At 73.2% G+C, this 13968-nt stretch carries 15 protein-coding genes; 6 read left to right on the forward strand and 9 right to left on the reverse strand.

Going from position 1 to position 13968, the window contains the following annotated elements; translation table 11 throughout:
* The first annotated feature begins 26 nt into the window (after positions 1-26).
* The 3 genes from ACFYZL_RS01090 (at position 27) to ACFYZL_RS01100 (ending at position 3751) form a co-directional block, all read left to right on the forward strand.
* Positions 27-1820 carry a serine/threonine-protein kinase gene (locus tag ACFYZL_RS01090; protein WP_388675839.1) on the forward strand — a complete coding sequence of 598 codons (1794 nt, stop codon included), beginning with the start codon at positions 27-29 and terminating at the stop codon, positions 1818-1820.
* A gap of 72 nt (positions 1821-1892) precedes the next feature.
* Positions 1893-3092, forward strand: a complete 1200-nt coding sequence (mqnC, locus tag ACFYZL_RS01095; protein WP_384745590.1) for a cyclic dehypoxanthinyl futalosine synthase — start codon at positions 1893-1895, stop codon at positions 3090-3092.
* A gap of 14 nt (positions 3093-3106) precedes the next feature.
* Positions 3107-3751 carry a hypothetical protein gene (locus tag ACFYZL_RS01100; RefSeq protein WP_384745592.1) on the forward strand — a complete coding sequence of 215 codons (645 nt, stop codon included), beginning with the start codon at positions 3107-3109 and terminating at the stop codon, positions 3749-3751.
* Here ACFYZL_RS01100 and ACFYZL_RS01105 read toward each other — a convergent pair.
* Together ACFYZL_RS01105 and ACFYZL_RS01110 are read right to left on the reverse strand one after the other, a co-directional pair.
* Positions 3720-4031 (reverse strand): response regulator transcription factor, encoded by a 312-nt coding sequence (locus ACFYZL_RS01105; RefSeq protein WP_384582057.1) that lies wholly within the window; start codon positions 4029-4031, stop codon positions 3720-3722. The genes ACFYZL_RS01100 and ACFYZL_RS01105 overlap by 32 nt on opposite strands.
* Before the next feature lie 2 nt (positions 4032-4033).
* Entirely contained in the window at positions 4034-4951 is a 918-nt protein-coding gene (locus ACFYZL_RS01110; RefSeq protein WP_384745596.1) for a DUF3152 domain-containing protein, read from the reverse strand.
* 258 nt (positions 4952-5209) lie between these two features.
* Between ACFYZL_RS01110 and ACFYZL_RS01115 the strand changes: the two genes are divergently transcribed.
* Positions 5210-5902: a demethylmenaquinone methyltransferase gene (locus ACFYZL_RS01115; RefSeq protein WP_388675056.1), complete on the forward strand. Its 693-nt coding sequence runs from the start codon at positions 5210-5212 to the stop codon at positions 5900-5902.
* A complete protein-coding gene (locus ACFYZL_RS01120; protein WP_384745603.1) occupies positions 5902-6813 on the forward strand; it encodes a glutaminase in 912 nt (303 codons plus the stop codon). The genes ACFYZL_RS01115 and ACFYZL_RS01120 overlap by 1 nt, the downstream gene beginning before the upstream one ends.
* A 145-nt stretch (positions 6814-6958) precedes the next feature.
* Here ACFYZL_RS01120 and ACFYZL_RS01125 read toward each other — a convergent pair whose 3' ends face one another.
* Positions 6959-7489: a GNAT family N-acetyltransferase gene (locus ACFYZL_RS01125; protein WP_384745604.1), complete on the reverse strand. Its 531-nt coding sequence runs from the start codon at positions 7487-7489 to the stop codon at positions 6959-6961.
* A gap of 102 nt (positions 7490-7591) precedes the next feature.
* Between ACFYZL_RS01125 and ACFYZL_RS01130 the strand changes: the two genes are divergently transcribed.
* Positions 7592-8875, forward strand: coding sequence for a geranylgeranyl reductase family protein (locus ACFYZL_RS01130; RefSeq protein WP_384582067.1), 1284 nt, complete (start codon positions 7592-7594; stop codon positions 8873-8875).
* A 58-nt stretch (positions 8876-8933) separates the two neighbouring features.
* On the opposite strand, the gene ACFYZL_RS01135 is transcribed toward ACFYZL_RS01130, so the two are convergent.
* From ACFYZL_RS01135 to ACFYZL_RS01160, 6 genes are all read right to left on the reverse strand, one after another.
* Positions 8934-9215 carry a hypothetical protein gene (locus ACFYZL_RS01135; protein WP_388675061.1) on the reverse strand — a complete coding sequence of 94 codons (282 nt, stop codon included), beginning with the start codon at positions 9213-9215 and terminating at the stop codon, positions 8934-8936.
* A 179-nt stretch (positions 9216-9394) separates the two neighbouring features.
* Complete coding sequence (locus ACFYZL_RS01140) at positions 9395-9664, reverse strand: hypothetical protein (RefSeq protein WP_384745608.1); 270 nt, start codon at positions 9662-9664, stop codon at positions 9395-9397.
* Between the two features lie 43 nt (positions 9665-9707).
* Complete coding sequence (locus ACFYZL_RS01145) at positions 9708-10937, reverse strand: ABC transporter permease (protein ID WP_384745610.1); 1230 nt, start codon at positions 10935-10937, stop codon at positions 9708-9710.
* On the reverse strand, positions 10934-11653 hold the full coding sequence (locus ACFYZL_RS01150) for an ABC transporter ATP-binding protein (protein ID WP_384745652.1): 720 nt from the start codon (positions 11651-11653) through the stop codon (positions 10934-10936). Before ACFYZL_RS01150 ends, ACFYZL_RS01145 begins: the two co-directional genes overlap by 4 nt.
* 2 nt (positions 11654-11655) lie before the next feature.
* Positions 11656-13422 carry a peptidoglycan-binding protein gene (locus tag ACFYZL_RS01155; RefSeq protein ID WP_388675064.1) on the reverse strand — a complete coding sequence of 589 codons (1767 nt, stop codon included), beginning with the start codon at positions 13420-13422 and terminating at the stop codon, positions 11656-11658.
* The gene (locus tag ACFYZL_RS01160; RefSeq protein ID WP_388675067.1) at positions 13415-13759 is read right to left on the reverse strand and encodes a hypothetical protein; all 345 of its coding nucleotides are present in this window, start codon (positions 13757-13759) and stop codon (positions 13415-13417) included. Before ACFYZL_RS01160 ends, ACFYZL_RS01155 begins: the two co-directional genes overlap by 8 nt.
* Positions 13760-13968: the final 209 nt, after the last annotated feature.

Genomic DNA, 13968 nt, shown 5'->3' on the forward strand with positions numbered 1-13968 from the left:
GATCTTCCTGGGGGATGGGGGACGCGATGCAGCCGCTCGAAGCGGGCGAACCACGGACCATCGGCGCATACCGGCTGCTCGGGCGGCTCGGCGCCGGCGGAATGGGCCGGGTCTACCTGGGGCGCAGCGCGGGCGGCCGGACCGTGGCCGTCAAGATCGTGCACCCGCACTTCGCCGCCGACGAGGAGTTCCGCGCCCGCTTCCGCCGCGAGGTGGAGGCCGCGCGGCGGGTCGGCGGGGAGTGGACCGCCCCCGTACTGGACGCCGACCCGGAGGCGACCGGGCCCTGGGTGGCGACCGGGTACGTGGCCGGGCCCTCGCTGGACCGGGCCGTCGCCGGTCACGGGCCGCTGCCGGAGGCCTCGGTGCGGGCCGTCGGCGCGGGGCTGGCCCGCGCCCTGGTGGCCGTGCACGGCCTGGGGCTCGTACACCGGGACGTGAAGCCGTCGAACGTGATGCTGACCCTGGACGGGCCCCGGCTGATCGACTTCGGGATCGCGCGGGCCACCGACGGCACCGCCTCGCTCACCTCCACCGGGGTGTCCGTCGGCTCGCCGGGCTACATGTCGCCCGAGCAGATCCTCGGCAAGGGGATCACCGGGGCCGCGGACGTGTTCTCCCTCGGCGCGGTCCTGGCCTTCTCCGCGACCGGACGCCCGCCGTTCACCGGGGACAACTCGGCGACCCTCCTCTACAAGGTGGTCCACGAGCCGCCGGAGCTGGACGCGGTCCCGCCCGGCGCGCTGCGCGGGCTGATCGAGGCCTGCCTGGCCAAGGCCCCCGCCGACCGCCCGTCCCCGGAGGCCGTCGCGGAGGCCCTCGCCCCCGCCCTGGGCGCCCCGGGCTGGCTGCCCGCACCCCTGGTCGAGGAGGCCAGCCGGGCCGCGGTTGCCCTGCTCGACCTCGACGCCGGCCCCGCCGAAGCCGGGTTCGGACCCCCGCCGCCCGCCGAGGCGCCGTCCGGACCGGTGCCGTTCACGACCCCCTCGTACGGGGGCCGGGCCGACGGGTCCCCGTACGGTCCCGCGGGCACGGGCGGCGGTCCGTACGGCGGCGCCGGCGGCCCCTACGCGCCGGCGGGCCCCTACGGCACCCCCGACGCGACCGCCGGGAACCCCGGGGCCGCAGGGAACCCCGGGGCCGCCGGGAGCGTGCCGCAGCCGCGGACCGCTCCGGACGCCGGTCGGCAGGTCAGCCTCAGCGCGGCCGGGCGCCGCTTCAGCTGCACGCTCGTGCTGGCGGCCGCCGCGGTGCTGACCGGGCTGGTGGGCGGGCTGTACGGGATGGGGCTGCTGCCCGGTACGGGCGGCGGCAAGGAGCGGGACCTGGCCGACGCCCAGAGCTCCTCGTCCCCGCCCGCCGGCTCCCGGCCCACGGGCACGGCCGCCGCCACGGCGCCCCCCGCCACGGCATCCCCCGACACCGCGTCACCCCGCGCGACGCCGAGCGGGGGCGGGACCCGTACCGACGTCCCCAAGGAACTCACCGGCACCTGGAAGGGAACGGTCACCACCACCGGCAGGCTCTCCACCGAGTTCGAGATCACCATCAAGGACGGCAAGGTCGGTGAGGTCGTCGCCCGCGACAAGTCGATCATTCCGGTCCTCGGAACGGACTGCAGCGGCGACTGGCGACTGGCGTCCGCCACCGACCGCTCCCTCGTCCTCGACACGTCGGACGGCCCCAACCCGGCCCCCGGCCTGTGCTCCAACGGCTCCAAGAACGAACGCTTCACCCTCAACGACAACGGAACGCTCCACTACAAGTCGGGCGACGGACCGGCCGGAAACCCCGAAGGCGACCTGACCCGTAGCCCCTGAAAGCCGCCGACGGGCCCTGGCGTAGGCTGGATCGGTCCGTACCTCTTGACACCGCCGAAAGGTGACGCACCGGTGACCGACCAGGCCGCTCTCCAGTCTGTCCTCGACCGTGCCGCCGCAGGGGGCCGGATCACCAAGGAAGAGGCGCTCGACCTCTACCGCCACGCGCCGCTGCACGCGCTCGGCCAGGCGGCCGACGCGGTGCGCCGCCGCCGCTACGCGGGCACCGAGCACATCGCGACGTACATCATCGAGCGGAACATCAACTACACGAACGTGTGCGTCACGGCGTGCAAGTTCTGCGCCTTCTACGCGGCCCCCAAGGACACGAAGAAGGGCTGGACCCGCGACCTCGACGACATCCTGCGCCGCTGCGCGGAGACCGTCGAGCTCGGCGGCACCCAGATCATGTTCCAGGGCGGCCACCACCCGGACTTCGGCGTCGAGTACTACGAGCACCACTTCTCCGCCATCAAGCAGGCCTACCCGCAGCTGGTCATCCACTCCCTCGGCGCCTCCGAGGTCGAGCACATGGCCCGCATCTCCAAGGTGTCGGTGGAGGAGGCCATCCAGCGCATCCACGCCGCCGGCCTCGACTCCTTCGCGGGCGCCGGCGCCGAACTGCTGCCGGAGCGGCCCCGCAAGGCGATCGCCCCGCTCAAGGAGTCCGGCGAGCGCTGGCTGGAGATCATGGAGATCGCCCACAAGCTGGGCGTGGAGTCCACCTCCACCATGCTGATGGGCACCGGCGAGACCAACGCCGAGCGCATCGAGCACATCGCGATGATCCGTGACACGCAGGACCGCACCGGCGGCTTCCGCGCCTTCATCCCGTACACGTACCAGCCCGAGAACAACCACCTCAAGGGCCGTACGCAGGCGACGATCTTCGAGTACCTGCGCATGATCGCGATCGCGCGCCTCTTCCTCGACAACGTCGCGCACATCCAGGGCTCCTGGCTCACCGTCGGCAAGGAGGCGGGCCAGCTCTCCCTGCACTACGGCGCGGACGACCTCGGCTCGGTCATGCTGGAGGAGAACGTCGTCTCCTCGGCCGGCGCCAAGCACCGCTCCAACCGCCAGGAGATCATCGACCTGATCCGCAAGGCGGGCCGCACCCCGGCGCAGCGCGCGACGACGTACGAGCACCTCGCCGTGCACGACGACCCGGCGAACGACCCGGTCGACGACCGCGTCGCCTCGCACATCTCCTCGATCGCCATCGAGGGCGGCACGGCCCACCCCGAGCTGAAGCTCATCTCGACGAACTGACGCCGGCCGAACCGATGCGTACGCTCCACTCCGCCGAACTCCTCCTCCCCGGGCCGGGATCCGCGCCGGTGGCCGACGGCGCGGTCCTGGTCGAAGGCGACCGGATCGCGGCGCTCGGCCCCTTCGCCGAGCTCGCCGAACGCTTCCCGCACGCCCGCGCCCGCCGCTGGCCCGGGCTGCTCACCCCGGGCCTGCTGGTGCGCGGGGCGGACGAGCTGCTGGAGCGCACGTACTACCCGGACGACCCGTACGAGGTCGCCGAGCTCGGCGCCGACCCCGTCAACGGGGAGACGGAGCTGGCAGAGCTGAAGCTGACCGAGGCCCGCTGGGGCAACAGCGCCCGGCGCGGCACCCAGAAGCTCCTCGCGCGCGGGGTCGTGGCGGTCGCGGGCCGCTTCACGGTCCCGGCGGTGCGCACGGCGGTGTCCCGCTCCGGCCTGACGATCCTGCCACCGGCGGCGCAGGAGGGCGCGCCCTCCCTGGACCCCTTCGCCGGGCGGGACGCGGCCGGGCAGGCCTTCCACGGGGTGCTGGAAGAGGGCGCCCCGGCCCGCTTCGCGGTCTTCGCGGTCGCGGACGAGGCGGCGCTGCTGGAGCGCGGCGCGACGACCTGCGTGGCCACGGTCATCAGCGGCCGTCTGCTGCACCGCCGTCGCTGAGCGACGGGCCGGACGCCCCTTCCCTCGCGAGGGCGGCGAGCAGACAGGCCTGGAGTCGACTTATCCCGCCGAGCTTGGCCCGTATGTTCCCGACGTGGAACTTCACCGTGCTGACCGACAGTTGGAGCTGATCGGCGAGCTCCGCGTTGGAGGCGCCGGTGGCCAGCCAGAGGAACACGGCCGATTCCTGCTCGGTGAGCTGGGCCCCCTGGGGCACCTCGGTGCCGTACGAGGGGAACCAGCCGGGGACGGTGAAGCTGACGACTCGCAAGGTTTCCACGGTTATGGGACGTGCGGACCCGACAGATAAGTTCCGTTCGCGTCGTACGGCCAGGCGTTGGCCTTGCAGCCCTGCAGACCCTTGATCTGCTGCATCATCGCGGGCGCCGGCTTGCCCGGGCCGGGGCAGGTCTCGTGCTCGTGGCCGATCTCGTGCCCCACCTCGTGGTTGACGATCAGCGCCCGGTACTCCTCCACGGGCCCCTTGAACTGCGGCGAACCTTCCTGCCAGCGCTTGAGGTTGACGACGACGGTGTGTCCGGCGCGGCAGTTGGTCTCCCCGATCAGCTCGGGCGTGACCACCTCGCACAGCAGGTCCGTGGTCTTCGGCGTCGCGATCTTCACGGTGAAGTCCACCGGCTCGCCGGGCCCGGCGAGCTGGAAGCCGTACGCCGGGTCGTTGGTCCAGCCGCGCGGGTGCCCGAGGATCGTCTCGACGGCCTTCGCGGCGCCGTCCGCGTCCACCCCGCTGCCCTCCTCCACCTCCATGCGCCAGCGGCGCACCGTCCCCTTGCCCTGCGGCCCGCCGGAGGCGGCGGAGGCGGTGAAGACCCCGGGCCGGGCGGGCACGGCGCTCGTCGCGGCGGACGAGGGCGGGCTCGGGGAGGGGGCGGCGGGCGCGGTGGTGTGGTGCGCGGGGGAGGGGGAGCGGCGGCCGCCCTGCGCGGCGGGGTCCCCGCCGCCCGAGGTCTCCCCGTCCATCTCGTCGGGCCGGCCGTCCGTCTTCTTGCGGCCGTCGGCGACGATCGCCTCGTCGTGCGAGTTCGTCGCGTACGCGGTCACGCCCACCGCGACCGCCAGGACCGCCGCCGTGCCGACGAGCGTGCGCCGCAGCCGTCTTCGCCGCTCGGCGCGGCGTCTGGCACGCGGATTGTTCGGGGTGCTGCGGCGCGATCGACCGGTGTTATGGCCTGCCGGCATCGTGAAGCCCTCTGTTTTCCGGCGGCCACTGCCCGGACCGGCCGCGATTCGGGTGCCGACCCGGGGGGTGACCCTCGCACCGGGCCGCACCCCGCCAGTCAACGCGGCCGCACGCGCCCCGCGTAACTGTCCTTCGGGCCAGTTGTGGGGCAGCTCGTACGGGTTCGTGGAGCCCCCGCCGCAGGGGCGGGCGCGGCCTGAGAGGATGGATCCGTATCAGTCGATCCGTACCGCAAGCACACCGAGGGGCCAACGCCAGTGACCCGCGCTTCCCTGGACAAGCAGCCGCACGAAGTCGCCTCGATGTTCGACGACGTCGCGGCGAACTACGACCTCACCAACGACGTGATCTCCCTCGGCCAGGCCCGGCTGTGGCGCAAGGAGGTCGCCAAGGCGGTCGCCGCGCGCCCCGGGCACAAGGTCCTCGACCTCGCCGCCGGCACCGCGACCTCCTCGCTGCCCTTCGCCGCGACCGGCGCGTACGTCGTGCCCTGCGACTTCTCCCTCGGGATGCTGCGCGAGGGCAAGAAGAAGCACCCGTGGCTGCCGCTGACCGCGGGCGACGCGACGAAGCTGCCGTTCAAGGACGACGTCTTCGACACCGTGACGATCTCCTTCGGGCTGCGCAACGTCCAGGACACCGAGACCGCGCTGCGCGAGCTGTACCGGGTGACGAAGCCCGGCGGCAAGGTCGTCATCTGCGAGTTCTCGCAGCCCACGTGGGCGCCGTTCCGCACGGTCTACATGGAGTACCTGATGCGCGCGCTGCCGCCGGTGGCCCGTGCGGTGTCCTCCAACCCCGACGCGTACGTGTACCTGGCCGAGTCCATCCGCGAATGGCCCGACCAGCCCGCCCTGGCCGGCCTCCTGCAGAAGGCCGGCTGGTCCAAGGTCGCGTGGCGCGACCTCAGCGGCGGCATCGTCGCCCTGCACCGGGGCACCAAGGCCTGATGGACTACGACGCCCTGCTGGAGCGGATCGCGAAGGACATCGCCCCGCTGGTCGGCAGCGGCACGCCCGCCGAATACATCCCGGCCCTCGCGACGGTGGACCGTAACCGCTTCGGGATGGCGATCGCCGCCCTCGACGGCAGCGTGTACGGGGTGGGGGACTGGCAGGTGCCGTTCTCCACCCAGTCGATCACCAAGGTCTTCGCCCTCGCCCTGGCCCTCGCCGAGGGCGGCGACAGCCTGTGGGAGCGGGTGGGCCGGGAGCCCTCCGGCAACCCGTTCAACTCGCTGGTGCAGCTGGAGTACGAGAACGGCATCCCGCGCAACCCGTTCATCAACGCGGGCGCCCTCGTCGTCACCGACCGGCTCCAGACCCTCACGGGCGACGCGAGCAGCGAACTCCTCACCTTCCTGCGGGCCGAGAGCGGCAACCCGGACGTCGGCTTCGACGCGGAAGTGGCGGCCTCGGAGCACGAGCACGGCGACCGCAACGCCGCCCTCGCCCACTTCATGGCCTCGTACGGCAACATCGACAACCCCGTGCCGGCGCTCCTGGACCACTACTTCTGGCAGTGCTCCATCGAGATGACCTGCGCCGACCTGTCCCGGGCGGGCCTCTTCCTGGCCCGCCACGGCCTGCGCGCGGACGGCTCGCGCCTCCTCACGCGCAGCGAGGCCAAGCAGATCAACGCGGTGATGCTGACCTGCGGGACGTACGACGCGGCCGGCGAGTTCGCCTACCGCGTGGGCCTGCCGGGCAAGAGCGGCGTCGGCGGCGGCATCATCGCGGTCGTCCCCGGCCAGTGCGTCCTGACGGTGTGGAGCCCGGGCCTGGACGCCCAGGGCAACTCGGTGGCCGGCGTGGCCGCCCTGGACCGCTTCACGACGCTGACGGGGCTGTCGGTGTTCTAGGCCGGGCGACCGGCGACCCGCGCCCGCCGCCCGCCGCCCGGTGCGGTGGGTGGGCAACCGCCGGGCCGGGGTGGCGGGGTGCGGGGGAGGAGTCCCGCCCGCGCGCCGGTCCGCCCCCCGCCCCCAGGGCGCCCGGCTCCGCCTCTCACCCCCGCGTGAGCGTGAGTTCGTACCGGCGGCCGTGGCGCTTGCCGCCCGGGAGGGGGAAGGTCTTCGCCAGTGTCATGCCGAGGCGTTCCGCGACCGCGGAGGAGCGCGTGTTGGCGTCGTCGATCATCGCCACCACCTGGGGGACCCCGGCCTCCCGTACGCGCTCCACGGTGGCCAGCGCCGCGGCGTACGCGTACCCCTGCCCCCACGCGGACCGGCTCAGTCGCCAGCCGATCTCGATCTCGCCGACCGGCCCCCATGCCTTCTCCCGGGGCCACGGTTGTGCGCCGGTGAAGCCGATGACCGTGCCCTCGCCGTCGAGGAGGGTCCACAGGCAGTAGCCGAGCTGGGCGTCGTGCATGCGCTGGCGCGCGGTGATCTCCTCGTACGCGGACAGCTCCGCGGGACCGCCGAGGAACTCCATGACGTCGGGGTCGTCGAAGGCCCGGTGCCAGGCGAGGGCGTCCTCGTCGGTGGGTACGCGCAGCTGTATGACGGGGAGCGGCCGGGTCGGCGGGGTGTTCATGTGGCAGCCCTTCGGATCGCGATCTCTGTCGCTGCATAGACTGCACATGTCCGGGGCCGCCCGGCACCCTTTATCGAGATCGAGCCTTCGGGAGACCCCGCAGTGACCGAGCCCCTCTCCGAACACTCCGCGGACGTGATCGTCGTCGGGGCCGGGCCCGCCGGCTCGACCACCGCCTACTACCTCGCCAAGGCCGGACTGGACGTCCTGCTGCTGGAGAAGACGGCCTTCCCCCGCGAGAAGGTCTGCGGCGACGGGCTGACCCCGCGCGCCACCAAGCAGCTGGTGGCGATGGGCATCGACATCTCCGAGGAAGCCGGCTGGCTGCGCAACAAGGGCCTGCGCATCATCGGCGGCGGCCAGCGGCTCCAGCTGGACTGGCCGGAACTCGCCTCCTACCCGGACTACGGACTCGTCCGCAAGCGCGACGACTTCGACGAGACCCTGGCCCGCCAGGCGCAGAAGGCCGGCGCCCGCCTGTACGAGCGCTGCAACGTGGGCGAGCCGGTCCGCGACCCGCGTACGGGGCACATCACCGGCGTGCAGGCGAAGCTCGGCGAGGAGAAGACCCCGGTCACCTTCCACGCCCCGCTCGTGGTCGCCGCGGACGGCAACTCCTCCCGCCTGTCGCTCGCGATGGGTCTGCACCGGCGTGAGGACCGGCCCATGGGCGTGGCCGTCCGTACGTACTTCACCTCGCCCCGCCACGACGACGACTACCTGGAGTCCTGGCTGGAGCTGTGGGACCGGCGCGGCCCGCAGGACCGGCTGCTGCCCGGCTACGGCTGGATCTTCGGCATGGGCGACGGCACGTCCAACGTCGGCCTCGGCATCCTCAACTCCTCGTCCGCCTTCAAGGAGCTGGACTGGCGCGAGGTCCTCAAGGCCTGGTGCGCCTCCATGCCGGAGGACTGGGGCTACACCCCCGAGAACATGACCCAGCCGATCCGCGGCGCGGCCCTGCCGATGGCCTTCAACCGGCAGCCGCACTACACCAAGGGCCTGCTGCTGGTCGGCGACGCGGGCGGCCTCGTCAACCCGTTCAACGGCGAGGGCATCGCCTATGCGATGGAGTCGGGCCAGATCGCGGCCGACGTCATCGTCCAGGCCCACGCCCGCGCGACCCCGGCGCAGCGCGAGCTGGCGCTGCACAGCTACCCGAAGGTGCTCAAGGAGACGTACGGCGGCTACTACACGCTGGGCCGCGCCTTCGTGAAGCTGATCGGCAACCCGACGGTCATGAAGATCGCCGCGCAGCGCGGTCTGACCCACCCGGTGCTGATGCGCTTCACCCTGAAGATGCTGGCCAACCTCACCGACCCGACGGGCGGCGACGCGATGGACCGCATCATCAACGGCCTCTCGAAGGTGGCTCCAAAAGCCTGATCATTCAAGCCCTGGCCGCTCCGTGGAGAGCTGAGCGGCCAGGCTTCGCATTCGCCCTTCAGACGTTGACGATCTTCACCCTCGGTGAGCCCGGTAGTTCCTCGGCGGCCTTGCACAGCGTGGGGATGTGCGACTTGTCAGAAGTGACGAGGAGTGCCGGGGGAGTGCAGAGTGCGGCCGTGGCGACCACGAGTGGGTCCACGAGGCATTCGTGCCCGTCGAGGCCCGAGGAATCCAGCAGCTTCGCTGCGGCTTCTGTCACCGCTTCGTTGACCGGTTTCACATCAAAACGGGACAGCAGGAACTGGAGTCGCTTGCCGGCCTCGACGGTTCGGCGCACCTCCAGGGGAGTCAGGTTGGTTCCCTCAGTGGAACCACGGCGGCCCCTGCGCTTGATCGGTCAAGCTCCGTGATCGGCGGTCGCCCACCCGCCGTGCGCCGCGCCGACCGAGGGTGCGCCTCTGGCTCGGGGTAACCAAGGTGGCTCCGAAGACCTGGGCCGGTCGTTTGACGACAGGGCTAGCGGTCGGAGGGCACGGCCGCGCCGTCGGAGTCGGCGGCGCCGCCGTGCACCGTGCGCACGCACCGGGCCAGCAGCGCCAGCCCGCACACCAGCAGCGCCCCGGAGGCCGTCCAGCCGAGGCCGAGGGTGAGGGCGTGGCCGGGCTTCTGCCAGGGGCGGGCGGTGGTCAGCAGCCAGCCGCCGACGGCGAGCATGCCGAGGCCCAGTGCGGCGGGCAGGGCGGTGGGGTCGCCGGCGCCGTCGTGTTCGTACGGCTTCGGATTCACGGGGCCACCGCCTACAGGTCGAACGATGTGAACGCGCCAGTCCCTATCTTCGCAGGGCCTCGGCCGGTTCGATACGGGCTGCCCGCCAGGCGGGATAGAGGCCGGCCAGCAGTCCGGTGAGCAGCCCGGTCAGCGGGGCCGCGGCGACGGTGGCCGGGTGGATGACCGGGGTCCAGTCGCGGGCCAGGGAGACGCCGACCACGGTCAGTTCGCCGAGGGAGGTGCCCACCAGCCCGCCGAGCGCGCCCAACGCCGCCGATTCGGTGAGGAACTGGGCCGAGACGTGTCGGCCCCGCGCGCCGAGCGCACGGCGCAGCCCGATCTCGCCGGTCCGCTCCAGCACGGCGACGAGGGTGGTGTTGGCGATCCCGACCGCGCCGATGACCAGGCAGATCCCGGCGAGCAGCAGGAACAGCGCGCTCAGGTCGGAGGTGACGCCCGAGCGCAGCATCCGTGGATCGGGCGGCGGTACGGCCTTCAGGTACTCGGGGTGGTCGGGGCGCAGCGCCAGCGGCGCGAGGTCGGCGACCTGGCGGGCCGCGCCGAGCCGGGTGGAGATCAGCATGCTCGCGCTGCCGGGCGAGGGCTGCCCCCACAGCTCCTCGGCGGTGGCCCGGGGGACGAGCACGGACAGCAGGTTCTCGGGCTTCCGCTCCACGTCGGAGATGATCCCCGCCACGGTGAACGGTTCCTGCCCGATGTAGAGCGCGGGCCGGGTCGCCAGGGTGGTGATGCCGAGGCGGCCCGCGAGTCCGCCGCCGATGACGACCACGCGGGCCCGGCTCCGCTCGGCGAACTCGTCGTAGAGGCGGCCCTCTTGGAGGGTGGGCACGAGCGCGGCCACGGCACCGGGGGAGGCGGCGACGACGGACGCGCCACCGCCGGTGGAGTCCGCACCGCCGCCCTGGGGCGGGAGGGAGCCGATGGGGGTGCGCGAGTCCAGTCGTACCGTCCACAGCACGCCGGCGTGCTCGATGCCGGCGACTGCGCGCAGCCGCTGCTCGGCGTCGCCGGGGAAGCCGGGTCCGGCGAATTCGTTCTGCCGGCCGGCGACGTCCTCGACGGTCACCTCGGTGGCGGTGAGCACGTTGAACCGGCCGTCGATCTGCGACGAGATGGTGGCGGTGAGGCCCAGCACCGCCACGAAGCTGCCGACGCCGAGGACGGTGCCGAGGGCGGTGAGCACGGCCCGGCCGGGGCGGCGCAGCATGCCGGCGACGGCCTCCGAGAGGGCGTCGCGTACGGACAGCCGGGTCGGCGTGACCGCCCTCACGTGCGCAGCCGCCCGTCGCGGATGGTGACGGTCCGGGCGCCGCGCCGGGCCACCTCGGGGTCGTGGGTGATGACGAGGACGGTCATCCCGGAGGTGTGGAGTTCGTCGAGCAGCCCCAGTACGGAGGCCGCGTTGGCGGAGTCGAGGTTGCCGGTGGGCTCGTCGCACAGGAGCAGCGAGGGCCGTCCCACCAGGGCGCGGGCGATGGCCACGCGCTGCCGCTCGCCACCGGACAGCCGCCCGGGCACGGCGTCGGCGCGGCGCCCGAGCCCGACCTGGTCGAGCGCCTCGCGGGCCCGTACGAGGCGCTGCGCGCGCGGTGTTCCGGTGTAGAGCATGGCGAGGGTGACGTTCTCCAGGGCGGACCGGTGGGGCAGGAGGTGGAAGGACTGGAACACGAACCCGATGCGCCGGCCGCGCAGGGCGGTGCGCTCCCGGTCGGGGAGGGCGGCGGTGTCGATGCCGTCGAGGAGGTAGTTCCCGGTGGTGGGGGAGTCGAGCAGCCCGGCGACGTTGAGGAAGGTGGACTTCCCGGAGCCGGAGGGTCCCACGACGGTGATGAACTCACCGCGCTTCACGGTCAGCTCGCAGGGATGCAACGCCTCGACGGGGGGCGGCCCGGGGTAGGTGAGCCCGACGCCGCGGAACTCGATGACGGGTGCGTCGACGTCGTCCCCGGGCACGGCGTCCTCGGGGGCACGGCGGGGCCGCGGAATCCTCACGCGGTGACCCCCGCGTCGTCCGCGCTGCCGCTGCCGCTGCCGCTGCCGCTGCCGCTGCCGTCGGCGCCGCTGCCCGTGCCCCTTTCCGTTTCCGCCTCCGCTCCCGTTTCCGTTTCCGGGAGGCCCGCGGCTCGGCCCGGTGTCCTGCCCGGGCCGGGCTTCGGCGATTCGCCGCGGCCCTTGGCCGGCTCCCTGGGGGCGATGCCGATGACGACGCGGGCGCCGGCCGCGAGGTCGCCGTTCTTGACGGGGGTCACGGCCACGTAGCCGTCGCCGCTGGTGCCGGTCCGGACCGGTATGCGCCGCTGGGTGCCGTCGGTGGAGACGGCCGTCACGAGGGTCTGGCCGTCCGGGCTCGCGGAGACCGCGGTGACCGGGACCACGAGGGCCTCGCCGTCCGTGGCGGCGGACTCGATGGTCAGCCGTACGTCCTGCCCGGCGAAGGCGGCCGGCAGCGGCTGGTCGGCGCGGATCACCATGCGGTAGCCGAGGTCGGCGCCGCCGGCGCCGCCCTTGCCCTGGGAGGCGTCGCCCTGGGTCCCGCCCTGCTGCCCGTTCGGCTGGCCGCCGGCCGACGGACGGCCGGTGGAGCGTTCGCCGGCCACCGTCGCCACCTTGCCGTGGGCGTCGGTGCCGGCCACCTCGGAGGAGACCACCACGGACATGCCCGCCCGCAGCAGCTGCTTCTTGTCCTCCTTGAGGTAGGCCTCCACGACCAGCTCACCCGCGGACAGGGTGAGCACCGCCCCGGACACGGGCCCGCCGATCCGGCCCCCGACGGTGCTGACCCGTGCGGGGAAGGCCCCGAGGAACACGGTCTCGGAGGCGGGGAGCATAGGCCCGTCGGCGGCCTCCGCCGCCGCCAGCTTGGCCCGCGCGTCGGCGAGCGCCTGCCGGGCCCGCGTCAGCGAACGACCGGAGTCGCCCGCACCGCCGGCGCCCTTCCCGCCGTCCGCGGCGCCGGTGGCACCCGTCGCACCCGTCGCGCCCTTCGGGCCCTGGGACGCGGACGGGCCGGGGGCCGCCCCGCCCCCGCTGCCACCCCCGGCACCGGCCTGGGCGTCCTCCAGGGCCCACTCGGCCGACCGTACGGACTCCCGCGCGACCTTGAGCACCTCCGCGCCGTCCGCCACGGCCGGCAGCGGGTCGTACCCGATGGCCTTGTAGCGTGCGGCGAGCGCGGCCTTCGTACCGGCCCCGAACACGCCCTTCGCGTCGCCGCCCGTGCCGTGCCCGAGCTCGCGCAGGGCCTGCTGCAACTGGGCGACGTCGTCGCCGGTGGCGCCCGGCTTGAGGTCCCGGTAGACGGGCAGGGTCCCCCTGAGGGCGAACACGGGCCGCCCGGAGACCTCCGCCAGCAGCTGCCCGGCCGCGACCGGGTCCCCGGCCTTGAGCGGCAGCTTCGTCACCACCGGCGTGCCGGCGCCCTCGGCGGAGCGCGGCTGCGGAGCCACGTCGACGCTCTGGTCGGCGACGACGGTCCCCCGCATCACCACCTTCTGCGCGAGCACCCGGCGCTCGACCTCGGCGGTCAGAGCCCCCTGCGCGGGCGGCCCGGTCTCGGCGGCCACCTGCGCCGGCGACTTCACCAGCGTGGTGGCCAACAGCCCGCCGACGGCCATGAGCGCGGCCCCGGCGACGACACCGAACACCACCTTCCGCCCACGCGCGAGCCCGCCGGATCCGGGCGTGCTCTTCTCGCCGTCGGCGACGTCCTGCTCACCGCTGGATATGTCCACTACGACGTCCTGCAGTTCACTCACCCGCCGACGACCTTGTTCGCGGAGCTCCGGACGTACGGGCGGCTTCCAGGGCCTTCGGGTCGGCCGGCTGGGGGGAGGGCGGCGGCGGGAGCTTGTCCTTGCACGCCTCCTGGGCTGCGGGAAGGGCCTGTATCGCGGACGGATCGTCCTTGTCCACGCGCGGCGCACCGTAGTCGGTGTGCGTGATCTTCACCCCGTTGCCCTTGAGGCAGTCGTAGTAGGCGATGTCCTCCTTGGTGGGCGGAGGACTGTCACCGGCCTTGGGCTCACCGTCGCCCGAACAGGCCGTGAGCGCGAGGGACGCGGCGATGAACAGGGCTGTTGCGTACGTGCGCATGCTGGCGTTTCCCTCGGGGTGGGAATGTGGAATGAGAGCGTCCGCCCGGCGAAAAGGGGGTGGGGGTGCGGTTCGTGATCCTAGGGAGAGGGCGCGTCGGACTACAAGTCCTCTTCGACACAACCATTTTGACGGTCCATGGGCTGAGAAGCTGCTTGCGCGAATGAACTCCGCGCCTTCAACTCAATTTCAGTCAGGTCCAGTTGTGG

The sequence above is a fragment of the Streptomyces sp. NPDC001717 genome (genome assembly GCF_042892775.1).
Taxonomy (GTDB): Bacteria; Actinomycetota; Actinomycetes; order Streptomycetales; family Streptomycetaceae; genus Streptomyces.